Source organism: Acinetobacter sp. P37 (assembly GCF_057480965.1).
The window spans coordinates 96317-120872 of sequence record NZ_JBLIYY010000002.1 but is presented as its reverse complement, the minus strand read 5'-3'; the positions used below and the strand labels follow the sequence as shown (position 1 = coordinate 120872).

Sequence of the window (24556 nt, the reverse complement as noted above, 5' to 3'; positions counted from 1 at the left end):
AGAAATATTACTTTCCATAGAGAAAACCGTTTTTATTTTTTTGCCATCCATTAAAAAACCTCCCGAAGGAGGTCTCTGAACATCTCAAATCATAGATTTCGATGTATTAACGCTTATTATTGTAGATCTGATCGAAGATCGCACCATTCACAAAATGTGTTTGTTGAGCTTTTGCCCAACCACCAAACACTTCATCGATGGTAAAGGTTTTTAATGGCGGGAACTGTGATTTATATTTTGCTAAAACTGCTGCATTACGTGGACGATAGAAATGACGAGCAGCCATCTCTTGACCTAATGGAGAATAAAGATAATTGATATAGCCTTGAGCTAACCATTTATTACCATTTTTTTCGACAGTTTTGTCCACGATCGCCACTGAAGGCTCAGTCAAAATCGACATCGATGGATACACGATATCAAATTTATTTTTACCCAAAGTTTTTTGAGTAACTAAAGCTTCGTTTTCCCAAGTCAATAACACATCACCAATACCACGTTCTGCAAATGTAGTCATTGATGCACGTGCCGCAGAGTCCATTACTTTTACGTTATGGTACATCTTACCCACAAAATCTTTGGCTTTCGCTTCATTACCACCCGGCTGTTTCAAAGCATAACCCCAAGCTGACAAGTAAACCCAACGTGGGAGACCGCCTGTTTTCGGGTTCGGGGTAATAATTTGTACGCCCGGTTTGGTTAAATCAGACCAATCTTTAATATGTTTCGGGTTGCCCTTACGCACCATGAAGACAATCGTTGACGTATATGGCGCTGAGTTATATGGAAACTCTTTTTGCCAACCCGGCTGAATCTGACCAGACTTCACAATTTCTTCGATATCATTGGCCAAGGCCAAAGTCACGACATCACCTTTTAAACCATCAACCACGGAACGGGCTTGCTTACCTGAACCACCATGTGATTGTTTAAATGCAACCGTTTTACCGGTACGCTCTTTCCAATATGCACCAAATGACTTATTAAATTCGTCATAAAATTCACGCGTTGCATCATAAGAAACGTTTAAAAATTCACGATCAGCGGCCTGAGCAGACGCTGAGAAAGCAACACCAGTGGCAAGCAACGCAGCACTAAGCCACGCCTTAAATTGAGTTTTCATAACAGCCAGCATAAAGTTATATTCAATACTGCTAAATATATGAAATAAAGTCATAAATCGCAATTGCAGCGTGTTTAAACGTCTTGCTGGATACAGCTAACGCAGCGAATTTAATTGTTTGTTTTTCATATTAAAATACACAAAAACAATCTACTTACTCTCTATATATAGATTTTTATGCATTACATATGCGAAAAACGGATAATCCAGATTATCCGTTTTTACAGCGCACATTATAGTGGGTCGTTTTACTCTTTATTCTTTTCACTATAAATTTGATCAAAAATCGCACCATTCACAAAATGTGTCTTTTGCGCTTTGGCCCAACCGCCAAACACTTTATCAATGGTAAAGGTTTGAACTTTCGGGAACTGAGCAGCATATTTTGCAGTGGCTTTTGCATCGCGAGGGCGGAAGAAATATTTACCTGCTAGCTCTTGGCCCTTAGGTGAATATAGATAGTTTAAATAACCCTTCGCTAAATTTCGATTACCATTTTTATCGACGGTTTTATCTACCACAGCCACCGAAGGTTCAGCTAAAATCGAAATAGAAGGATAAACAATGTCATATTTATCTTTGCCTAGGCCCTGAGTCGCTAATAGTGCCTCATTTTCCCAAGATAGTAAGACATCTCCAATGCCACGCTCAGCAAAGGTCGTGAGTGAACCACGTGCACCAGAATCCAATACTTTGACATTGCTATAGAGTTTTTTCACCAATTCTTTGGCTTTGGCATCATTTCCACCCGGTTGTTTTAAAGCATATCCCCAAGCTGATAAATAGATCCAACGCGGTGCCCCACCTGTTTTTGGATTTGGCGTAATAATTTCAACGCCCGGTTTGGTCAGGTCATTCCAATCTTTAATTTTTTTCGGGTTGCCCTTACGCACCAAAAATACGATGGTTGAGGTATACGGAGCAGAATTATGTGGAAATTGTTTTTGCCAATTTTTATTGATTTGTCCGGTCGCCACAATTTCATCAATATCGTTGGCCAATGCCAAAGTGACAACGTCTGCTTGTAAACCCGTTGCTACTGCACGAGCTTGTTTGCCAGAACCACCGTGAGATTGTTTAAAATTAATCTCTTGTCCTGTACGTTTTTTCCAATATTGTCCAAATTCTTGGTTATATTCCTGATAAAACTCACGTGTTGGGTCATATGAGACATTTAAGAAATCTTTTGCGGCATACACCTGTACCGCCACTCCACCCAACAAAGCGAAAATGCCCGATGCTATTATTTTTTTCATCTGCTCAAACTCAAATTGATCTTGAGAGCACTATATAAATCAAAAATAACTTTAACAATCAGCTATCTATAATATAAATTCAAATCTATTTCTTTTTTAAAGATATCTAAAAATAACGTATTTAAAGCTTTAATTCTGCTAATACAGCAACAATCAGAAGCAATCTCCATGCTATCTTCATAGTTATTTGCTAAAACATCCGAAAATCTGGAGAAAACAGTCTATTTAGGTAATCCTAGTACAGACTTTTTTAGTTTTTTTGTAAAAATTGTGACGTAGTTCTACTTTTTAATTACGAAAGATGGTTAAATCGTAGTCTAAATATTAAAACTATTTTGCAAATAAAAAGTTCCATCACCAAAACTAGGGGGAGATTTGGACATGAAATTTTCATACGCACTATGCCTAGGCTTAAGTTTAAGCGTGACTACACAGACTGCTTTTTGTGCTGCAACCAGCACCGCATCGAATAACAAACTTACGATGCCTGCTGAACGTACCTCATTGATCGAAAAAGCGATTAATCAGCAAAAATCTGAAGGCAAAGGCCGTACAGACGATAATTTAAAAGTACTTACATCTATTAAAGCTGCACCGACTCAAAGTTTCTTTGCATCACAAAACCAAAGTTTTTCTCGTTTTGTTCAAGCCATTTTCTCTGGTAGCAACTCATAACGCCATCAGTATATTGATGCTGCCCAAGCTATTGTTTTAGACCAGTTCCCCCACTGTCGTCTAAAAAACACTAAAAACGCCTGATCATTCAATGTTGAATTAAGCATTAAGTGATCAGGCTTTTTCGTTATAATAGATCCCAATTTACATTCTGATTAAAAGCTGATTATGACTGTTCGTACTCGTATCGCACCTTCTCCTACTGGTTTCCCGCATGTTGGGACTGCTTATATTGCATTGTTTAACTTATGTTTTGCGAAGCAACATGGCGGTGAATTTATTCTTCGTATTGAAGATACAGACCAACTTCGCTCTACCCCAGAATCTGAAAAAATGATTTTAGATTCATTGCGTTGGTTAGGTTTGAACTGGTCAGAAGGTCCAGATGTGGGTGGCCCTCATGCGCCATACCGCCAATCTGAACGTATGGACATTTATAAACAATATGCTTTGGAACTGGTTGAAAAAGGTCATGCATTCTACTGCTTCGCAACAGCAGAAGAACTCGATCAAATGCGTGCGGAACAACAAGCACGTGGTGAATCACCGCGTTATGACGGTCGTGGCTTAAAACACACTGCAGAAGAAGTGGCACAGCGTTTGGCTGCTGGTGAACCGCATGTCATTCGTATGAAAGTACCTGAAGAAGGGATTTGTAAATTTAACGACTTACTACGTGGTGAAGTCGAAATTCCTTGGGCGCAAGTCGACATGCAAATTCTACTGAAAACCGATGGTTTACCGACGTATCACTTGGCAAACGTGGTTGATGACCATTTAATGGAAATCACTCACGTGATTCGTGGTGAAGAATGGATTCCATCTGCGCCTAAACACCAATTATTGTACAAATATTTTGGTTGGGACATGCCTGTACTTTGCCACATGCCGCTGTTACGTAACCCAGATAAATCAAAACTGTCTAAACGTAAAAACCCAACGTCAATTAACTACTACAAAGACATCGGCGTTTTACCTGAAGCATTATTGAACTACTTAGGCCGTATGGGCTGGTCAATGCCAGATGAAAGTGAAAAATTCACTTTGGCTGAAATGATTGAACACTTTGACATTCAACGTGTATCACTAGGCGGTCCGATCTTTGATGTTGAAAAGCTAAACTGGTTAAATGGTCAATGGATTAAAGGTTTAACACCAGGTCAATTGCTCGACACCCTGCTGGCTTGGAAATCAGATCGTAATACCTTGGAAGAAATTGCTGCTGCGATTCAACCGCGTATTAATTTATTATCTGAAGCAGTGAATTGGGCAGGTTTTTATTTCAACCAATTCCCAACACTCAGCAAAGAACAGTTTGAAAGCAAAAAATTGACTGAAGAACAAGTGCGTCAAAGCCTTCAATTTGCCATTTGGCGTCTAGAAAGCATGTTCACTTGGAACAATGACACCGTCAGCCAAACGCTTATGGATTTGGCGAACCAAATGGACATTAAACTTCGTGACTTCATGCCAACCTTCTTTATTGCTATTGCTGGTTCGACATCTTCGACACCGGTTATGCAATCGATGGTAACCATTGGTCCTGATTTAACCTTTGCTCGCTTACGTCATGCACTTGAAATTGTGGGCGGCCCGAGTAAAAAAGAAACAAAAGCATGGGAAAAGCTCAATGAAAGCTTAAAACTGCCGAAAAATGATGCAGTTGATGAAGCTTAATTGATTTTTTAGTTGACGGATGGGCGTTATCCCCCTAATATAGCGCCCATACCGAGAGATGGTGTCAACCAACTCTAAGTTGCCTCAAATTGTCCCTATCGTCTAGAGGCCTAGGACATCGCCCTTTCACGGCGGTAACCGGGGTTCGAATCCCCGTAGGGACGCCATATTCAAGGTGATGCAAATCATCTTATAAAAAACCCAAGCATTATGACTTGGGTTTTTTATTGCCTAAATTTTATCTGATTTAAATTTACGGTATTTTTGCTTTCTGCGTCATTCTGATTAAAATAAACCATAGATTAAAATTATGGAGTTGCAATGCAATACCGTTGTCCTAAATGTCAAAGCCCTAAAATTATGCCTCTTGCGCAAGCAGGCCAGCCTGTTGCTCGTCCTGTCGTGCCTAAAAGCCTGATTATCCTCATCCCTGCGGTATTTATTCTTTTACTGTTGGTGATTATCAGCATCGCAATGTGGATTTTTGGTGACGGTGCAGGCACTACATTACAAACTGCAACTGTTGTTGTATTTATTGCTTGCTTGATTGCTGGCTTCATGTTCTATCGCGACCTGCCAGATTTCAAAATTTCAATGCAAGGTTTTATGCAATCACAGAAAAAATGGAAATGCCGCGAATGTAATCATGAGTGGGAAATCTAAGCCGACCATTTAAATTACATCAGCATTAGTGCTGATGTGATTCATCATGAGAATGCGCGTGATCATCTTGATGATGCCCATGTGCATAATCAGAATTTTGGGTATGTTGGTGTACCACACATTCATCTTCTTCGATTTGTAATGTCATCTCCGTGATTCCATGTTCATGTTGCAACATTTCAATCGCCTCAAAATACAAGGCATTACGATCGGCTTCAGGTGCAAAGAGATGAACTGTCAACTGCACATTCTTTGATGTTATTGCCCAGACCTTTAACTGGTGAATACTCTCTACCCCATTGAGTGCCAATAAATCATTGCGTAACTTTTCTATGTCAATTTCTTCAGGCACGCCTTCTAATAAAATATTGATACTTTGTTTGAGTAAAATCCAAGTCCTTGGTAAAACCCAAAAGCCAATGAGCACCGCAATTAGTGTATCGACCCACATCCAGCCCGTAAAATAAATAATCGCTGCACCAATAATTACACCAACAGAACCTAGGGCATCACTCAACACTTCTAGATACGCCCCCTTCACATTCAAGCTTTCTTGTGAACTGGAAAATAAAATACGCATCGAGATTAAGTTAATGATCAAACCAATAACGGCGACAATCATCATGCCCATACTTTGAATTTCCGGCGGCGTTGAAAAGCGCTGATAGGCCTCATACAAGATATATATTGCAACTACAAATAACATCAAGGCATTAAACAAGGCAGCTAAAATCTCAAAACGCTGATAGCCAAAGGTGCGTTTGTTGTCAGCAGGAAGCTTGCCAATTTTGATCGCGACCAATGCTATGGCAAGGGCTGCAGCATCGGTGAACATATGTGCCGCATCTGACAATAACGCCAAACTTTGTGTCACAAATCCAGCAATGACTTCAATAATCAAAAACGTCGTGGTCAGTGCTAAGGCAAAACTTAATTTTTTGACATTCCCTTCCGTCACAACGGCATGGCTGTGGTCATGCCCATGATGCTCACTCATTATTTTCTGACCTTTATAAATTATATGTTCTTAAGTCTTGAAGCTTAACAGGTGCAGTAAACGTAATAAAATTACATGATTCAACCTTCAGTACTACGTTTTACCTTCAAACTTTAAAACTACTTTTTTCAGCATCTACTTTCAATTTATTAAAAATAATTTTTCGCGATCTAGATGACTGAAATTACTTATAAATATTTTTCAATACCTATTCACATATCATGACAAGCATGCTAATTTTCATCTTAAGTGTGATCTGTTTAAAACAATTAAATCATTCATCGCAGCGCACGAATGACTGCAATTAATATTTTTATTAATCAAGTGGTTATATTTAGAAACAAGGAGTTTAACAATGATGATACAAGCTCTGAAAAAAATCTATGCACTGTTGTCACAACAGATGAATCCAAAGTTGCAAGGAATGCACCTTTCGATTCCAGAAGCCGAAGGTGATTACGCCCAAGGGACTTATTTTGAAATTCTTGCGGCTCAACACCATCAAGACTTTCTCAGTCACCATACTATGGATTCAGCAGACCAATCCCCTACTGACTATCGCAATGCCATGTGGAATTTTTTAAGTGCCGCATTAAAAGGTCATAAAGATGCCCAATATCGCTTAGGTCTCGGTTATTTACGTGGAGAACTCGGCTTAGACCGCAATTATGAACTTGCAGAGCTTTGGCTCAGTAAAGCGGCTGCACAAGGCCATGAACAAGCAGACTACGTCTTACATCATGCCTATGAAGACATTATCGTATAGTCATTGCATCCTAAGTAATAAAAAACCAGCCCGCAGGCTGGTTTTTTTATTTTAAAACTGGAACTTAGTTGCCAATTTTGCGGTATTTTTGACGCTTTGCAACAAGGTCATCACCATCACGTTTACGACGGTATTCTTCAAATTCATGGTAGTTACCCGTGAAGAATTCAGGGGTTTCACCTTCAAATGACAAGATGTGCGTTGCAATACGGTCGAGGAACCAACGGTCATGCGAGATCACCATTACAGTACCCGGGAATACTAAAATGGCATCTTCAAGCGCACGTAAAGTTTCAATATCCAAGTCGTTTGACGGTTCATCGAGTAAGATGACGTTTGCACCCATTTGCAGGATTTTCGCAAGTTGTAAACGGTTACGTTCACCACCTGACAATTGACCTACACGTTTTTGCTGATCTTGACCTTTGAAGTTAAAGCGACCGATATACGCACGAGATGCGATTTCGTATTCACCAATTTTCAAGATATCTAAACCGCCAGAAACTTCTTCCCAAACAGTTTTGTTGTCATCTAAGGTGTCACGAATCTGACCAACATAAGCCACTTTAACAGACTCACCGAGTGTAATTGTACCTGTATCTGGTTGTTGTTCGCCTGTCATCATACGGAATAATGTGGTTTTACCCGCACCGTTTTCGCCCACGATACCTACAATTGCAGCAGGTGGTACAACGAACGATAAATCTTTATAAAGTGTACGGTCACCAAAGGATTTACTAATACCTTCAACTTCTACAACTTTATTACCTAGACGTGGACCAGGTGGAATATAGATTTCAGACGTTTCATTACGCTGTTGGAATTCGCGTGAGTTAAGCTCTTCAAAACGCTCCATACGCGCTTTGTTTTTCTTTTGCTGACCTTTGGCATTTGAACGAACCCATTCAAGTTCTTTTTTCAATGCTTTAGCAAAAGATTCTTCTTGCTTCTGCTCTTGCTCTAAACGGGCATTTTTCTGCTCTAACCAAGAAGAGTAGTTGCCTTGGTATGGAATACCCATGCCGCGGTCAAGCTCAAGAATCCACTCTGCCACGTTATCCAAGAAGTAACGGTCATGGGTAATCGCAACGATCGTACCTGGGAAGTCTTTCAAGAAACGTTCCAACCATGATACTGATGAAGCATCCAAATGGTTCGTTGGTTCATCTAGAAGTAACATGTCTGGTTTAGACAATAACAAACGGCAAAGTGCAACACGACGGCGCTCACCACCAGACAACTTAGATACATCTGCATCCCAAGCTGGAAGGTTCAACGCTGCAGCAGCCTGATCCATTTGGTTCACAATATTATGTGCATCCCATGAATGAATAATGGCTTCTAACTTCTCTTGTTCTTTTGCAAGTGCGTCAAAGTCAGCATCTTCTGCTGCATATTCTGCAAACACTTCATCAAGACGCGCCAAAGCATCTAACGGCTCACGTAAACCGTCTTCAACGTTACCACGAACGTCTTTGCTTTCATCCAATGGCGGCTCTTGTTCAAGGTAACCAATTTTGATACCCGGTTGAGCACGTGCTTCACCTGAGAAATCTTTATCTACGCCCGCCATAATACGAAGCAAGGTAGATTTACCTGCACCGTTTAGACCAAGCACACCAATTTTTGCGCCTGGGAAAAATGATAAAGAGATGTCTTTCAGGATTTCGCGCTTAGGCGGAACCATCTTCGACACACGGTTCATCGTGTAAATATATTGGGCCACTTAGGACTCCTCAATAGTCAAAACATATAAGGAACAACACAAAGTTGTCCCTGCTCAATTGAGCGAAAAAATAATCGGCTATTATACGCATAAAGTCGTGAAAAAATAAGGTTTCGCACACGCCTTCAATGCATTGTTACAAGTTTAATGGCGAACAAAATTTAAACATGCGTTTTTAAGCATGATTTCGCTCATCTTTAGCTGAAAATTTTTCAACAATATGAATAATTATGATATTCATTTTATAAATAAAGCACTTTTATTCATATATATAAATGATAGACTATTTAAAAAATTAGCTCACTTAGATGATGTAATCATGACATATAAAGACGAAACTTTAGCAATTCACGCGGGGTATACCCCGGAAGCAACCACCAAAGCTGTTGCAGTTCCGATCTATCAAACAACATCATATTCGTTTGATAACACGCAGCATGGTGCTGATTTATTTGACTTAAAAGTTCAAGGTAATATTTATACCCGCATTATGAATCCAACCACGGCGGTACTTGAACAGCGTGTTGCAGCGCTCGAAGGCGGTATAGGCGCTTTGGCCTTAGCCTCTGGTATGGCTGCCATTACATATGCGATTCAAACCATTGCTGAAGCGGGCGACAATATCGCTTCCGTTTCGACCCTATATGGCGGCACATATAATCTGTTTGCCCACACCCTGCCGAAACAAGGCATTGAAGTTCGCTTCTTTGATTATCAAAACCCCGAAGCGCTGCGCAGCCTCATCGATGACAGGACCAAGTTGGTCTTTGTCGAATCTATTGGTAACCCATTGGGCAATATTATTGACCTCGAAGCAATTTCGAAAATTGCGCATGAATTTGGCATACCTGTAGTCGTAGACAATACTGTGGCCACACCTGTTCTGCAAAAATCATTTGAATTTGGTGCCGACATCGTGGTGCACTCACTCACAAAATATATTGGCGGTCATGGTAATTCGATCGGTGGCATCATCGTCGATAGCGGCAAATTTCCTTGGGGCAAATACCCTGAACGCTTTAAATCACTCAACACCCCTGATCCAAGCTACCACGGGGTCAATTATGTCGAAGCCTTAGGTGACGCAGCCTACATTGCCCGTGCGCGCGTGGTCCCTCTGCGTAATACAGGCGCTGCGATCAGCCCGCATAGTGTATTCTTAATCTTACAAGGTTTGGAAACCTTAAGCCTGCGCATGGAGCGTCATACTGAAAATGCGCAAAAAGTGGCGGAATATTTACAAGCGCATCCAAAAGTAAAATGGGTCAACTACGCTGGCCTAAAAGACCATCCTCAGCATGCTTTGGCGCAAAAATATGTCAAAGGCAAACCATCTGCGATTCTTTCCTTTGGGGTTCAAGACGGCCTTGCAGGTGGCACACGTTTCATCGATGCGTTGCAGTTATTTACTCGCCTTGTGAATATTGGTGATGCCAAAAGTTTAGCTTGCCATCCTGCGACCACGACACATCGTCAGCTCAATGAAGATGAACTCAAAGCAGCCGGTGTCAGCATTGATATGGTTCGTTTATCGATTGGAATCGAGCATGCAGATGACTTGATTGCCGACTTAGAGCAAGCCTTAGCTGCTGTTTAAACCACAAGTGCACAATCCACAGGTCTTATTTTTAAGGCCTGTTTTTATTTCCATTTCATTTAAATAACCACCCCCACATTATCCGCCTTTCAATTTTGCGCATCTATGGCCCTGTTTCTATATTTATTTACAATTTTATTTATTTTGAAAATCGACTTTTTTACGTTGCAACGATGTGGATAAAAGCACTTCTCTTTCACATATTTATGTGTTAAAAAATGAGTAAATAGGGATTTTAATTTAGAGTAAAAACTCTAAATATTATTTTATTATCAATTACTTATCATATGGCTTTTTTTTAATAAAACGCTATCATACCGCTGACTTAAAACAGCCCTGCACATAGCATTGTCGGGCCGATAAATGAATACAATAAAACTGATTTAACAGGGAACCTCATCGTGAATTCAAGACTTGAGAAACGTTTCGTTGACCGTGTCAACGGCAAGACCATTTTAATCACCGGTGCATCAAGTGGTATCGGTTTAACCACAGCGCATCGCCTTGCCAACGCAGGCGCACATGTTCTATTGGTTGCACGTACCAAAGAAACGCTTGATGCCGTAAAAGCTGAAATTGAAGCCACTGGCGGTAAAGCTGATGTTTTCCCATGTGACCTCAATGATATGGAATCCATTGATGCTGTGGCACAACAAATTCTCGCTTCCGTCGATCATATTGACATTTTAATTAATAACGCTGGCCGTTCTATTCGCCGTGCCGTGCATGAATCAACTGATCGTTTCCATGATTTTGAACGTACTATGCAGTTGAACTATTTTGGCGCGGTACGTTTGGTGATGAATTTACTGCCGAAAATGATGATTCGCCGTGAAGGTCATATCATTAACATCAGTTCGATTGGTGTATTGGCCAATGCAACGCGCTTCTCTGCGTATGTTGCATCTAAAGCCGCATTAGATGCTTTCAGCCGTTGCCTAAGTGCTGAAGTTCACTCGCATAATATTGCCATCACGTCGGTCTACATGCCATTGGTGCGCACGCCAATGATCGCCCCAACCAAAATTTATAAATATGTTCCAACGCTTTCTCCAGAACAAGCAACTGACCTGATTGCCTATGCCATCGTGAAACGTCCGAAGAAAGTCGCAACCAATTTGGGCCGTTTGGCTTCGATCACCTACTCCATTGCTCCTGACATTAACAATAAACTCATGTCGATTGGTTATAACCTGTTCCCAAGCTCTTCAGCGTCTATTGGTAAGCAAGAAAAACTCAATTGGGTACAAAAAGCATATGCTCGCCTATTCCCTGGTGAACATTGGTAAGACCTGACTCACCCTTTAAAAAGCCCTTTTGAGGGCTTTTTTTATTGGGTTTTATGCGGCAATTTTGCTACATTGGGCTGAGATAAAATCAACTTTTATAACAATGAAAACTCAAAACATTGCCATCGTCGGTGCAGGTACGGCAGGATTGGCTGCTGCAGCAATGCTTGCTAATCAAGGCCATCAAATCAGCTTATATGAAAAAGTCTCACAACTTGAACCTGTGGGCGCAGGATTATTATTACAACCCGCCGGGCTTGCGGTTTTCGAACATTTAGGCATTTTGGAACATGCCTTAAGCCTAGGTGCTGTGGTAACAGGTCTGGAAGGTCAACTGGCTGGCGGCGACTTGCTGATTAACAGTCATTATCGACAAGCTGATGAACGTTCATATGCACTCGGCATTCACCGTGCCGCGCTCTGTCATGTCCTCGCATCCAAAGTCCGTGAATATCCTCAACACGTTGAGTGGTGCATGGCGCATGAGGTACATGAACTTCAAGAGTCCAGTGAGGGTATAAACGTGATTGGGCAGTCCGCAGATCAATCTTTTCAACGTCAGTTTGATCTCGTGTTGATCGCCAATGGCGCACGCAGCCATTTACGCCCTAAAGCGTGGGAAAAGCTCAACCAAGCCTATCCTTGGGGTGCAAAGTGGATCATCGTGCCTGAATGCGAAGTGCTCAATCCACAAATCTTGCACCAATTCTATGACCGCTCCAACATCATGATGGGTGTGATGCCTACGGGAGCAATTCCAACACAGCCTGAACAGCGCCTTTCGAGCATTTTCTGGAGTTTGCCCACAGAAGATTTAGAGGAATTCTTAAAAACAAAGAACGCACAGCAGCAATGGTTGCTTGAAGTTTCAAAACGCTGGCCGAGTATTGCAGAATGGTTAGCGCATGTGATTCCACATCCAGATGATCCGCAGCAATGGCTATCTGCCAATTATCGTGATGTGGTGCTGAGCAAACTTGGTGAAGGTCGTATCGGCATATTAGGCGATGCTGCTCATGCCATGAGTCCACAGCTTGGACAAGGCGCCAACATGGCTTTGCTCGATGCATGGGCCATCAGTCAAGCTCTGCTTCAATATCAACAGGACTCCTCACTGCAAAACCTCTGGCAGGAGTATCATCAGCTACGGTTGTCCTCCGTGCGATTTTACCAATTTTTTAGTCGCTTGCTGACTCCTTTTTATCAATCACATCATCGCTGGACAGCACCGCTCCGTGATTTTTCATTTCGTGCTATGTATCAGCTGCCGTTTTTCCGCAAAGAAATGGCGATTACGATTTCCGGCTTAAAAACGGGTGCATTTGGGCACATGAATTATGCTGACATTGCCCGAAAGCCTGCAGATGATTCTGCGGCTGAACTGCGCAATTTAAAATTTGATTAAGAATTAACTCCCCATCATTCTCTTGATGGCTTACACTATAGTGCTGCTCAAATGCTGCGGCATTTATTTTTTGATTTTTGAATTGGTGAAATCCTCATGAACAACCTGCAATGGCTCGATGAAGTAAAATTTAACGAACAAGGCTTAGTGCCTGCTATTGCACAGCATCATCAAAGCGGGCGCGTATTGATGGTGGCATGGATGAACCGTGAAGCGTTGGCGCAAACTGCAGAAAAAAATCAGGCGGTGTACTTTTCACGTTCACGCAATAAGCTATGGCACAAAGGTGAAGAATCTGGCCATTTCCAAACCGTACATGAAATCCGTTTGGACTGTGATGCTGACGTGATTGTGCTACAAATTGAACAGCATGGCGGCATTGCCTGCCATACCGGCCGTGAGTCATGCTTCTACCGCAAGCTTACTGCCAATGGCTGGGAAATTGTCGATGCGCAATTAAAAGATCCGGCTGCAATTTATGGTGCAAAATCAGCAAATCCACATACTCTTGCGATGAATGCATCCAATGCGCAATCTGAGCAAGTCGAAGTACTCGACTACTTAGGTAAAATGATGGCTGAACGCAAACAAGCTGATCCTGAGTCCTCTTATGTGGCAAAGCTTTACCATAAAGGCCTCAACAAAATTTTAGAAAAAATCGGTGAAGAAAGTGTTGAAACCATCATTGCCGCTAAAGATTTCAAAATCGAAGCCAATGAAGACAACAAAAACGATTTGATTTACGAAGTAGCAGACCTTTGGTTCCATACCATTGTGATGTTGGGTTATTTCGATATTGATCCTCAATTGGTACTTAACGAACTCGCTCGTCGTCAAGGCCTTTCCGGTTTGGTTGAAAAAGCCAACCGTCAGCACTAAGACGCAACCGTGCCAGATCTTAAAAAACCGACCGCGACCTATGAGCAGGCCACCGCCATAGATAACGCACGTCTTGGTAAATCATTTAAAGTGATTGCCTATGCTGGCACAGGTAAAACAACCACACTGCAAATGATCAGTGATGCCATGCCTCAGCGGCGTGGCATGTACTTGGCCTTTAACAAAGCCATTGCCACCGAAGCACAGAATCGTTTTCATCAAAATGTCGACTGTCGAACCTTCCACTCATTGGCTTATCGTAGTGTTCCACGTGGAGTGACTGACAAACTGCGTCTACCACGTTTAAGTCCGAGTTTTATTGCCAAAGAATATCGACTAGAACCGATCACCTTACGTCGTATGATGGGCGGTCGTTATGAAAAATATGTACTCATGCCTTCGCGTTTGGCAAGTCTGGTGGCAAACGCTGTCAGTTATTTCTGTTCGACCAGTTCACAGTACCCTGCCCCACGACATCTACAAGCACCGAGTTGGCTGCATCCGGACGATATCGAAAGCTTACAAAAGCATTTGTATCCTGCCATTGAACGTCGTTGGTTAGAGTCGATTGATCCGAACCATGCAGCAGGGATTGGACACGATATTTATTTAAAACTTTGGGCTTTGTCTGAACCGAATATTCCTGCGGATTATGTGCTGTTCGATGAAGCTCAAGATGCTGACCCGCTAATGCTAGGGATTTTACTGAAACAGCGGAATACCCAAGTCATCTATGTTGGCGATGCGCATCAACAAATTTATGCATGGCGTGGCGCAGTCAATGCCATGCAGCAACTCCCTTTACCCGAATCCCGTTTAACCACGTCTTTCCGTTTTGGTGAAGAAATTGCCTTGAACGCCAATGCTCTACTGGGCGCATTGAACGAAACCGTGCCTTTATTGGGTAATCCGCAGCTCAACTCTAAAGTGGTCAATAAGCCACATACTAAGATGCGGGATGCCATTTTATGTCGTACCAATGCACGTGCGATGGAACTGTTATTGGCGGGTTTGGTTAAGGGCGAAAAAGTTAGCCTGCAAGCAGATCATGCGCGACTCAATCGTTTTGTCGATGCTGCAGCCATGCTCAAGCAAGGCAAGCGCGTAGTCGATGTCCCAGAGCTTGCGTGGTTTAACTCATGGCATGATGTGCATGAATATTGTGAAACCAATGACGGCAGCGATATTAAACCGCTAGTGAAGTTGGTCGATGACCACGGTACTGACCCACTGAAAAAGGCGCTGGCGAAAATCACCCCAATTGATCAAGCCGACTACATCATCTCGACCGCCCATAAAGCCAAAGGTTTAGAATGGGATCGGGTACATATTGAAGATGACTACCAATTTAAGCTCAACGATAAAGATTATAAAATTAGTGACGAAGAGTTACGGTTACTTTACGTGGCTTGCACACGTGCTAAAGTAAGTTTAAATATCCATCATATTTATGACTTGATGCAGCACTTAAAACGTCAAATGCCCAAATCTTTGGCACAAGCGGTCAGCTAGTATGATGAAAAAGGTGAATAAACAATAAATCAGTAAAAGGTGCACCATGAAATTACAATCGATCCAACTCAAGCACACCCTTCATTTTACTGATATCACCCTCAATTTTAATTACCACGATCTGCCGATCACCTTAATTTTGGGTGATCAAAGTTCTGGAAAAACCTCCCTACTACGCTTTAGTTATCAGGCCCTCACTTGGTTCGCTGCACGTTATAAAGATTTACGCACCGCAGGCGTGGTGATGCTCGATCAAGACATCATGTTAAATCGCCTGCAATCGAAACTTGATATTCAAGTCAGTTTTCCCGAAGACATTGGCTCATTTCAGCTTTCAAGTGATCAACAAGACCAAGACCCACAATGTTGTTCATGGCAATTGTACAAAACCTTAAACAGTCAAGGCGTCGGCCTCAGTAAGGCCGAAACACAGCAATTAGAATCGATGGTTGCGCTGTATCAAAAAGCCCTCAAAGCCGATCCGTTACAAGGGTTGCCACTCATTGCCTATTACCCTGCTGAACGTTTCGTCAACGATGTGAATATTCTCAATAAAAATAATCCTGCTATTTTTCAGCCTTCGTATGCTTATGAAATATCGGCCATTCCCTTTACCACGTTTATTCGTTTTTTTGAGTGGTTTCGAGAAATATCCGACATTGAAAATGCGCAAAGTGCCGAATTAATTCAAAATTTATTACATCCTAAAACCCAAGCCGATATACCCAACGCATCTGACACGCCACTTTTTGGACAAAAACTGGCGCAAGCTCAGGCCGATCTACACGCGCCGTCACTCAGATCATTAAAACAAGCCTTAGAGACCGTGTTGCCCGATGTGACCAATATTTATCTGCAATATCACCCCAAATTACAGTTAATGGTCTGCTATCAAGGCAAAGATATGTTGTTCCAACAGCTATCAAATAGTGTACGCAACCTTGTGGCCTTAATTGGTGATATTGTGCGTCGCCTGTGTCTACTCAATCCTCATAGCTTATATCCTTGCCAAGAAGGTGACGGGATTTTATTGATCGACGCCATAGACCACCAACTCGATCAAAACATGACTCAAGTGATTTTGACCCGTTTAAATCAAGCGTTTCCACGACTCCAAATCATTGCCAGCGGCAACCGTCCTGAACTGATGGAACAAGCTTCTCGTTTTCAGTGCTTACAATTACAGAATAAAAAGCTCAGTGAGATTCAGCCTGAAAAACTACAAGAAACCTATGATCAAATTTATCAGCAGTTGCAACTCGGATCTAAACCATCGCTTCCACCTAAAACTGAAGAGACTGAATTAAATGAGCCGCTGAGCCATCCGGATACCATCCAGCACATGTTGCAATTAATTCAGACACAACTGACCGAGCAACAGCAACAAGAATTGGTTAGGGCTTTATCACAGCGAGGTGATCAGGACGTTACAATCCAACCACTGAGTTAAAAATACTGAGGCTGATTGGCTGAGTATAATACACCGACTCGATGTTTAAATATTCAGCAACAAGGCCGCAATAGATGTCTAGACAGTTTCGTCAGGCGTATAATATGTAAGTGGTTCATAAAAAAGATTGATGTTGTTTTACGCATGTAATATGATCGGTTTTATTTGCAATTTTCATAGTAACATCGGAAATTGCTATCGCTTCACGAGTTGCGCAACACAGCTTGTTTTTAATTTTTTTTGACACACATGGCTTTCAAGATTGAATTTTTGGACTGCTCTTTGCTGTCCTGTAATCCTTGAAAGATGAAATACACCTAGGTTTCACCGCCTAATCATGACAATGGATACGAGTGTGCTACCGATTATTATATTGTTACCGTTAATACTAGGCACAACACTTGTCTCGTGGTTGAAGCAATTCTCTCGCGGGGTAACAGCTTTAGGGGCGATTGGCGTCAGCCTCAGCAGTTTAGTTTTATTATTGAGTCAGGCTCAAAATGTATTTAATGGCAAAACCGTCATTCAAACATGGCCATGGCTCACTCAAGTTGGCATTGATTTCAGTTTCCGCCTCGATGCACTGGGCTTATTGTTTTCCCTGCTCATTACCGGGATCGGCACCTTAATTTATATCTATGCCTACTATTATTTAAGTCCAAAGAATTCGCTCAGTAAACTGTATGTTTTATTGATGCTGTTCATGGCTGCCATGCTCGGCATTTCATTGTCTAATAATTTAATTTTATTGCTTATTTTCTGGGAACTTACCAGCATTTCATCTTTCCTTTTGGTTGGTTATTGGAGCAATTACGACGCAGCTCAGCGTGGCTCTCGAATGGCTTTGACCATTACAGGTATGGGTGGTTTATGTATGCTGGGTGGTTTTGTTCTGTTGGCGCAAATCACGGGCACCTATCAGATTGATCAAATCCTAACGATGAGTAGCCAAATTCAGCAGCACTCGCTTTTTGTACCCACACTGCTATTAATATTAATGGGAGCATTTACTAAAAGTGCGCAGTTCCCTTTCCATTTTTGGTTGCCAAATGCTATGGCGGCACCGACCCCCGTCTCGGCTTATTTACACTCTGCCACGATGGTGAAAGCCGGAATTTTTCTGCTTGCACGCTTATTACCGATTTTTGCAGGCGCTGCGTTATATCACAACTTGGTCACCTTTATTGGCTTATTTACCTTATGTATGGCGGCCTTTTTTGCCATTTTCAAAGAAGATTTAAAAGGGCTTTTGGCCTATTCCACCATCAGCCATTTAGGTCTGATTGTTTGCCTACTCGGGATCGGATCTCCCCTCGCAGTTGCGGCTGCCATTTTCCATATCATTAACCATGCAACCTTCAAAGCAGCCTTGTTTATGATCGCAGGGATTATTGACCACGAATCAGGTACACGCGATTTACGAAAACTCTCTGGTTTATGGCAATTACTTCCGTTTACCGCAACGCTAACCATGATCACTGCGGCCTCTATGGCAGGTGTCCCATTAACCAATGGTTTCCTCTCTAAAGAGATGTTCTTTACTGAGCTTTTAGCCAATCTGACTGGGCCTGTGATGATCGTATCAGCCATCATTGCCACCTTTGCCGGTATCTTTGCTGTCGCGTATTCAGTACGTTTAGTTCACGGGGTGTTTTTTGATGGTCCACTGGGGAAAGAAATTCCCAATAAAGAAGCACATGAACCACCGTTTGGTATGCGCGCACCAGCAACATTACTGGCTGCTTTATGTATTTTAGTTGGATTATTCCCTGCCCTATTAGTTGAGCATATAGTCAACAGCACAGCACGTGCGAGTATTCAAAACCTAACGTTTGAAGGTGCACATTTAGCGATTTGGCATGGTTTAAATGCACCGCTTTTGATGAGTGTAATAGCACTCTTGGGTGGTTTAATTTTCTACTTCGCATTGGCAAAGGGCGGCAAATTACGCCGGATCGACTTAGATCCATTTTTGGGTCGTTTGCAAGGTAAAGTGCTGTTCGACTTATTTTTAAAATATCTTTTACTCAGCTCAAGAAAATTTCGTCGCTTTACTGAAAACGGCAAATTACAAAGCTATGTATTGTGGATTTTAATCTTTAGTGTAGCCATCGTCATCGTTCCATTTTGGCTGCAAGGCATCGGCACAGGCAGTCGTGAACTGGTACATGCACCGGTCATCGCGATCGTTCTGTGGCTATTATTATTCTCTGCATGTTGGATGATGCTTTGGTTCCACCATGAACGGATTAAAGCCGTCCTCATCAGTGGTGCAGTCGGTCTGGTTGTGACCATGGTGTTTATCTGTTTCTCCGCTCCCGATTTGGCGTTAACACAGATTACTGTTGACGTGGTGACCACCGTGCTCTTACTTATGAGCTTATCGTTATTACCACAGCTCACCCCTTATGAGTCGAGTGTGTCACGTCGTTGGCGAGATGCATTGATTGCGATTATTGCAGGTCTAGGGATCGCATGGATTTCATGGTTGATCATGACCCGTGATCATAACTCCATTTCATGGTTCTTCATGCAGCAGTCTATCCCACTTGGTGGTGGTACCAATGTGGTCAACGTGATCTTGGTGGACTTCCGTGGTTTCGATACCTTTGGTGAAATTACCGTACTGGGAATTGCTGCAATTGGTACGCTATGCATGATGGATGGTATGCGTGCTCATGGCACCACCATTACGCAAGGTCTGACCTATCGTTTTAATCCGTCGCCACTGATGTTCCGTATTACCTCATCTTGGATTTTGCCTTTGGCCTTGGTGATCAGTCTGTATATTTTCCTACGGGGTCATAACTTACCTGGCGGTGGCTTTATTGCAGGTTTAATTACCTCTTTAGCCTTAGTGATTCAATATATCGCGCTCGGTCAAGACCGTGCTGAACAATTGATTGGTGCAAAATCAGGTCGCTTATATGAAGTGTGGATTGGTATTGGTTTAACCATTGCGGGTTTGACAGGGATCGCTGCTTGGCTATGGGGCCGCCCATTCCTGACCAGTGCTCATATCTATGTCTCACCACCCATTTTAGGTGAAATGCACCTTGCCTCCGCTGCCCTCTTCGACACAGGTGTCTACATCACTGTTGTGGGTGCGACGATGTTAATGATTTCCGTCTTAGGCGACTCGCGTCACTCGAGTATGTCTGGTCCAGTTCCAAGAGGCGAATAAGATGATTAGTTTAGAATTTTTACTCGCTTCAGCCATTGGCTTACTGACCGCAACAGGGGTATACCTGATTTTGCGGGCACGTACCTTTCCTGTCGTGCTGGGTTTAGCCATGATTGGCTATGCTGTGAACTTATTTTTATTTGTCATGGGACGTATTCATGTCAACGCACCGGCTGTGTTAACGGAAACAACCAAAGCGACCGATCCTTTACCACAAGCCTTGGTCCTAACCGCCATTGTGATTGGCTTTGCGACCACTGCGTTTATCGTACAATTGGCTCTGCGTAGCCGCTATGAAACCGGAACAGATCATGTGGACTCCAAAGAAGAAATACCGCAAATTGACCCGCGGGAGGATGAGCCATAATGCATGACTTCATCCAATTTTGGACTACGCATAGCCCGATTTTCAGTATTTTAATTCCAGCAATTACTGCATTTATTTTAGTTCTGTTGGGCAACCCCGGCTCTGGCTCGTTGGCACATGACTGGCGACAACCTTGGCGTCGTGGAATCAGCTATGTTTCTGGCATCCTTGGGCTGATCACATCTATCAGTTATTTGATGATCGCCAGCTCTGGCCAAGTCTTGGTTTATAACCTGAGTGAATGGGCCGCACCGTTTGGTATTGTCTTAGTTCTAGATCGACTCTCAGCATTCATGTTGGTGCTGACTTATGGTCTTGCTGTGCCAGTGATGTGGTTTGCCAGCAAAGAATGGGATGAGCGTGGTCGTTATTTCCATGCCATGTGCCATTTCTTACTGATGGGTTTGTGTGGTGCATTCCTAACAGGCGATTTATTTAACCTATTTGTCTTCTTTGAAATCCTGTTGATGGCATCGTACGTTTTGCTCTTACACGGCCAAGGCAAAGCACGTTTTCAATTGGGTATTCATTACGTCACCATTAACCTATTTGCCTCTGCTCTCTTCCTGATCGGACTCGGGATGATTTATGGCAGTGTAGGTAGCTTAAATATGGCAGATGTTGCACGACTTATGCCTTTGCTTGAAGCGGATCAACATCGTATTGCTGTAGCTGGTGCATTGTTACTGTTTACCGTCTTTGGCATCAAGGCAGCAATGCTGCCTGTAGGGTTCTGGTTACCAAAGACCTATGCTGTGGCAACCACTCCTGTCGCAGCCTTGTTCACCATTATGACCAAGGTCGGCATCTATGCCATTCTCCGTGTTAATGGCACTGTGTTTGACGATGGGATTAGCCGTGAAATCTTACAGCAGTGGCTATTACCGATTGGTTTAGTGACGTCGCTCTATGGTGCTTATGGTGCAATCGGAACGGATCGTTTACGTCGTTTTGTCGGTTTTATGATTTTGTCTTCTATCGGTACAATATTGGTTGCGATTTCACTCTTTAATACGGATGCATGGGCTGCAGGACTTTATTACCTGATTCACAGTACCATTATTGGTGCAGCTTTTTATATTCTATCGGGTTGGATTACCTCACAACGCGGCGAATTTAAAGATCATTTTAAAATTGCGCCCCGCATGAAACAGCATAATACAGTTGCTGTCTGCTATTTCATCATTGCGTTGATGATGGCTGGTCTACCACCATTTAGCGGCTTTTTGGGTAAAGTATTTATCTTACAAGCAACAGCCAATTCACCTTACCAAATCATGATTATTTTAATTGTTTTGTTGGTGAGTTTACTCAGTATCATGGCATTTACCCGCGCTGGTTTTGTACTTTTCTGGCGTTCATCTCGTCCAGAAGATGATATTGATACTGAAGAATATCAACGTTATCAGGCTTTGCCGAATAAGGCTCCGCTACGCAATGACAAGACCATTTATCTACTATTAACAGCGCTTGTGGGATATATGGTCTTTGCTGCACCAATCTATGACTATACCTACAAGACTGCGCAGCAAATTCAAGACAACCCATTATATGAATCGTTGCTATTGAAAAAGGATAAAGAAGGTCAAATTATCAGTGTTCAACCTTATGATCCTGAAAATTTACCTGAAACCAAATATGGTGGCGAATCAGCGGATCCAAATGCACACCTCATCCCTGCATTGATTGCGCCTGAAACCCTAAATGGCGAACATATTTCTGAATATAAGCGACGCCAAATTCAGGGACAGCAACAAGAAGAAAAATTGCCTGAAGAGACCCAGCTGAAACCGATGGAGGTACCTTAACATGGCGACACTATCTTTATTTAATCGCTGGTTTCCGCATCCATTGGTATCAGTCATGGTTGGTCTGAGCTGGGTGATGTTAGCGCACAGTTTAGATGCGGCCACACTATGCATGGCCTTGGTTTTAGCCATTGTTATTCCGCGATTGGTTCGCCCTTTTATTGATCGAACACCGAATATCAACTGGCTGGCAGCATGTAAATTATTCTTTGTGGTGTTATGGGATATTATTGTCAGTAATATCCATGTTGCAAAACTAGTCCTTGGTCCGACACATAAATTGCATCCGAAATGGTTCCGTGTTCCTCTCGATACACAGCATGAAGAAGTCAATTCTCTGCTTGCGATGATCATCACCACGACACCCGGTACGGTGTCTGCTGGGATTGACCAAGACCGTGGTGATATTTTGGTCCATGCGCTGAGCACGGATGATCCTGAAGCAGAAATTCAAACCATTAAAGAGCGCTATGAGCGCCCTCTCATCCTTATTTTTGGCGCTGATACAGGAGAGTCTGCATGACAATTTTACCTTATGCGCTTGGCATTTGTTTAGTTGCGGTGACGATCTCAATGTTACTGTGCCTCATCCGCTTGGTGATGGGACCCTCAGTTGTGGACCGATTACTTGCTTTAGATACTTTGTTCTTAAATGCCACCTGCTTAATCGTCATTTTAGGTATTTATTGGGCAAGTACATCAATGTTTGAAGGGGCTTTATTGGTTGCCATGCTGGGGTTTGTATCTACAGCTGCTTTAGCGCGTTATTTCACTACTGGCCACGTCATCGACTAGGAGTCCTTTAATATGCAATTAGTCATGGAAATTTTGGTCTCGATTTTTTTGGTGATTGGCGCTTTTTTCATGTTGGTCGGCGGTATTGGCATGGTTCGCCTACCTGACTTATTTATGCGACTGCACGCACCGACTAAATCAAGCACCTTAGGTTTAGGAAGTTTTCTAATTGCTGCAATTATTTATGCAGCATTTCAAGGCCGTTTTGGATTTGCAGAAATCCTGATCACGCTTTTTGCTTTTATTACTGCACCGGTTTCTGCAAACCTCATGGCACAAGCGGCATTACATTTACGACTGCGCTCGATGAGTGGTGATGCACCAGAAGCGCTTAATCGCCCTCTTCCTTGGCAGCGAACTCGGCGCCGTGCATTTCACTCTAAACGCCATTCAAAACCGGAGGATCTGGATTAAATCTAGATCCAGTTTGATTATCCCTTATAGCCCAAAAGTCTTTAATTTTCATCCATAATTTCTCAATTACATTCCCTTGAGCCATATATTGCAAACGTTTTTGGTTATAAGGTGTTTTTTTTAAACCATACTGCCTAGCTAAATCAATCAGTAAGTTAGTCTCAAAACTACTTTGAAAATTGTTATACCAGCCAGGCTGATTCTGGCTCATCTCAAGATTCGCCAATTCATAAAACAGCTGTGCCATCACGGCATCCTGTCTTGAAACAAAATTCTTCCGCTCACTGATTTGTAAGCTGACCTGTTCTCGTATGGCATTGTATTCCGCTGTTGTGGGTTTGCGCTGATCACTCCAATGTCCATCAGGAACATAGCCTGTTCCATAATGTACATTTAACAATGGATATTCATGAAAATATTTTGGTGTCGCGCGCTTGGTTTTGGCTTCTAAAATATTCAGATGAATCCATTCACTTCCAAGGTGAATCGTTGGATCACGTTTCATACCTTCAGCAATCCATCTTTTGGCCTGTGGAATATTGCCAATCAACTCATATGCAGTACCTAAATTCACTGCAGTCTTTGGTAAACCTGGATGCTCTTTTTCAATTTCATTTAAAACCATAATGGCTAAATCGTATTTACCTGCATAAATCTGATGTACGGCATAATCATTTTCTGCCTGATAGTCTATTGGGCTAGGATGCCTTGATACAAAGTTATTCAATTTCTCGTCATGATGTTCTTCGCGTTGACTTTCTTTTTGTGAATCAGATGTATAAAAATCTTCTACATAGGTATTTAAACATGCCCAACTTGGCATAGTAATAAATAATGCGCTACTCAAAAGGATTATTTTTTTCAATTCATTATTTTTACAGATTGGCGGATTAAATATCATGTTCGACCTGTCTTTCATTGGCATATTATAATTTTAAAGTGATTGAGTTTTTAAATTACCGTTATTCAAACA

At 42.3% G+C, this 24556-nt stretch carries 21 protein-coding genes and 1 tRNA gene; 17 read left to right on the top strand and 5 right to left on the bottom strand.

Translation table 11 applies throughout. The features are described 5' to 3' along the window. Positions 1-106: 106 nt before the first annotated feature. Both AC25JC_RS02470 and AC25JC_RS02465 read right to left on the bottom strand, forming a co-directional pair. Positions 107-1123: a sulfate ABC transporter substrate-binding protein gene (locus AC25JC_RS02470; RefSeq protein ID WP_486923391.1), complete on the bottom strand. Its 1017-nt coding sequence runs from the start codon at positions 1121-1123 to the stop codon at positions 107-109. 248 nt (positions 1124-1371) lie between these two features. Then, positions 1372-2379, bottom strand: coding sequence for a sulfate ABC transporter substrate-binding protein (locus tag AC25JC_RS02465; RefSeq protein ID WP_078189392.1), 1008 nt, complete (start codon positions 2377-2379; stop codon positions 1372-1374). Positions 2380-2760: 381 nt separating this feature from the next. Here AC25JC_RS02465 and AC25JC_RS02460 point away from each other — a divergent pair, with 381 nt between their 5' ends. From AC25JC_RS02460 to AC25JC_RS02445, 4 genes are all read left to right on the top strand, one after another. Next, positions 2761-3054, top strand: a complete 294-nt coding sequence (locus AC25JC_RS02460) for a hypothetical protein (RefSeq protein ID WP_486923390.1) — start codon at positions 2761-2763, stop codon at positions 3052-3054. A 168-nt stretch (positions 3055-3222) separates the two neighbouring features. Beyond that, complete coding sequence (gene gltX, locus AC25JC_RS02455) at positions 3223-4731, top strand: glutamate--tRNA ligase (RefSeq protein ID WP_168378189.1); 1509 nt, start codon at positions 3223-3225, stop codon at positions 4729-4731. A gap of 91 nt (positions 4732-4822) precedes the next feature. After that, positions 4823-4898: transfer RNA gene (locus tag AC25JC_RS02450), tRNA-Glu, on the top strand. A 154-nt stretch (positions 4899-5052) separates the two neighbouring features. Then, a complete protein-coding gene (locus AC25JC_RS02445) occupies positions 5053-5394 on the top strand; it encodes a zinc-ribbon domain-containing protein (protein WP_078189395.1) in 342 nt (113 codons plus the stop codon). A 25-nt stretch (positions 5395-5419) separates the two neighbouring features. Here the strand turns inward: AC25JC_RS02445 and AC25JC_RS02440 are convergent, their stop codons facing one another. Then, a complete protein-coding gene (locus AC25JC_RS02440) occupies positions 5420-6391 on the bottom strand; it encodes a cation diffusion facilitator family transporter (protein WP_486923389.1) in 972 nt (323 codons plus the stop codon). Between the two features lie 355 nt (positions 6392-6746). Between AC25JC_RS02440 and AC25JC_RS02435 the strand changes: the two genes are divergently transcribed. Further along, positions 6747-7157 carry an SEL1-like repeat protein gene (locus AC25JC_RS02435; protein WP_180026118.1) on the top strand — a complete coding sequence of 137 codons (411 nt, stop codon included), beginning with the start codon at positions 6747-6749 and terminating at the stop codon, positions 7155-7157. Positions 7158-7221: 64 nt separating this feature from the next. Here the strand turns inward: AC25JC_RS02435 and ettA are convergent, their stop codons facing one another. Next, complete coding sequence (ettA, locus tag AC25JC_RS02430; RefSeq protein WP_078192544.1) at positions 7222-8883, bottom strand: energy-dependent translational throttle protein EttA; 1662 nt, start codon at positions 8881-8883, stop codon at positions 7222-7224. 319 nt (positions 8884-9202) lie between these two features. Between ettA and AC25JC_RS02425 the strand changes: the two genes are divergently transcribed. The 12 genes from AC25JC_RS02425 to AC25JC_RS02370 all read left to right on the top strand — a co-directional run bounded on the left by AC25JC_RS02425 (position 9203) and on the right by AC25JC_RS02370 (position 23583). Then, positions 9203-10480, top strand: a complete 1278-nt coding sequence (locus AC25JC_RS02425; RefSeq protein ID WP_486923388.1) for an O-acetylhomoserine aminocarboxypropyltransferase/cysteine synthase family protein — start codon at positions 9203-9205, stop codon at positions 10478-10480. A 401-nt stretch (positions 10481-10881) separates the two neighbouring features. Further along, on the top strand, positions 10882-11769 hold the full coding sequence (locus tag AC25JC_RS02420) for an SDR family NAD(P)-dependent oxidoreductase (RefSeq protein ID WP_180024275.1): 888 nt from the start codon (positions 10882-10884) through the stop codon (positions 11767-11769). Between the two features lie 103 nt (positions 11770-11872). Further along, the gene (locus AC25JC_RS02415; RefSeq protein ID WP_486923387.1) at positions 11873-13174 is read left to right on the top strand and encodes an FAD-dependent oxidoreductase; all 1302 of its coding nucleotides are present in this window, start codon (positions 11873-11875) and stop codon (positions 13172-13174) included. Between the two features lie 96 nt (positions 13175-13270). Beyond that, on the top strand, positions 13271-14053 hold the full coding sequence (gene hisIE / locus AC25JC_RS02410; RefSeq protein ID WP_078189402.1) for a bifunctional phosphoribosyl-AMP cyclohydrolase/phosphoribosyl-ATP diphosphatase HisIE: 783 nt from the start codon (positions 13271-13273) through the stop codon (positions 14051-14053). A 9-nt stretch (positions 14054-14062) separates the two neighbouring features. Next, positions 14063-15565, top strand: coding sequence for a UvrD-helicase domain-containing protein (locus AC25JC_RS02405; RefSeq protein ID WP_111884125.1), 1503 nt, complete (start codon positions 14063-14065; stop codon positions 15563-15565). A gap of 46 nt (positions 15566-15611) precedes the next feature. Next, complete coding sequence (locus tag AC25JC_RS02400) at positions 15612-17015, top strand: ATP-binding protein (RefSeq protein WP_486923386.1); 1404 nt, start codon at positions 15612-15614, stop codon at positions 17013-17015. Between the two features lie 343 nt (positions 17016-17358). Then, positions 17359-20199: a monovalent cation/H+ antiporter subunit A gene (locus tag AC25JC_RS02395; RefSeq protein ID WP_486923451.1), complete on the top strand. Its 2841-nt coding sequence runs from the start codon at positions 17359-17361 to the stop codon at positions 20197-20199. 1 nt (position 20200) lies between these two features. Then, positions 20201-20566: a Na+/H+ antiporter subunit C gene (locus AC25JC_RS02390; RefSeq protein WP_078189407.1), complete on the top strand. Its 366-nt coding sequence runs from the start codon at positions 20201-20203 to the stop codon at positions 20564-20566. Then, complete coding sequence (locus tag AC25JC_RS02385) at positions 20566-22374, top strand: monovalent cation/H+ antiporter subunit D (protein ID WP_180093109.1); 1809 nt, start codon at positions 20566-20568, stop codon at positions 22372-22374. Before AC25JC_RS02390 ends, AC25JC_RS02385 begins: the two co-directional genes overlap by 1 nt. 1 nt (position 22375) lies before the next feature. Beyond that, a complete protein-coding gene (locus AC25JC_RS02380; RefSeq protein ID WP_180084543.1) occupies positions 22376-22897 on the top strand; it encodes a Na+/H+ antiporter subunit E in 522 nt (173 codons plus the stop codon). Then, the gene (locus AC25JC_RS02375) at positions 22894-23169 is read left to right on the top strand and encodes a monovalent cation/H+ antiporter subunit F (protein ID WP_078192553.1); all 276 of its coding nucleotides are present in this window, start codon (positions 22894-22896) and stop codon (positions 23167-23169) included. The genes AC25JC_RS02380 and AC25JC_RS02375 overlap by 4 nt, the downstream gene beginning before the upstream one ends. Positions 23170-23181: 12 nt before the next feature. Then, positions 23182-23583 (top strand): Na+/H+ antiporter subunit G, encoded by a 402-nt coding sequence (locus AC25JC_RS02370; RefSeq protein ID WP_111884120.1) that lies wholly within the window; start codon positions 23182-23184, stop codon positions 23581-23583. Here the strand turns inward: AC25JC_RS02370 and AC25JC_RS02365 are convergent. After that, positions 23549-24508, bottom strand: coding sequence for a tetratricopeptide repeat protein (locus AC25JC_RS02365; protein ID WP_486923385.1), 960 nt, complete (start codon positions 24506-24508; stop codon positions 23549-23551). The genes AC25JC_RS02370 and AC25JC_RS02365 overlap by 35 nt on opposite strands. Positions 24509-24556: the final 48 nt, after the last annotated feature.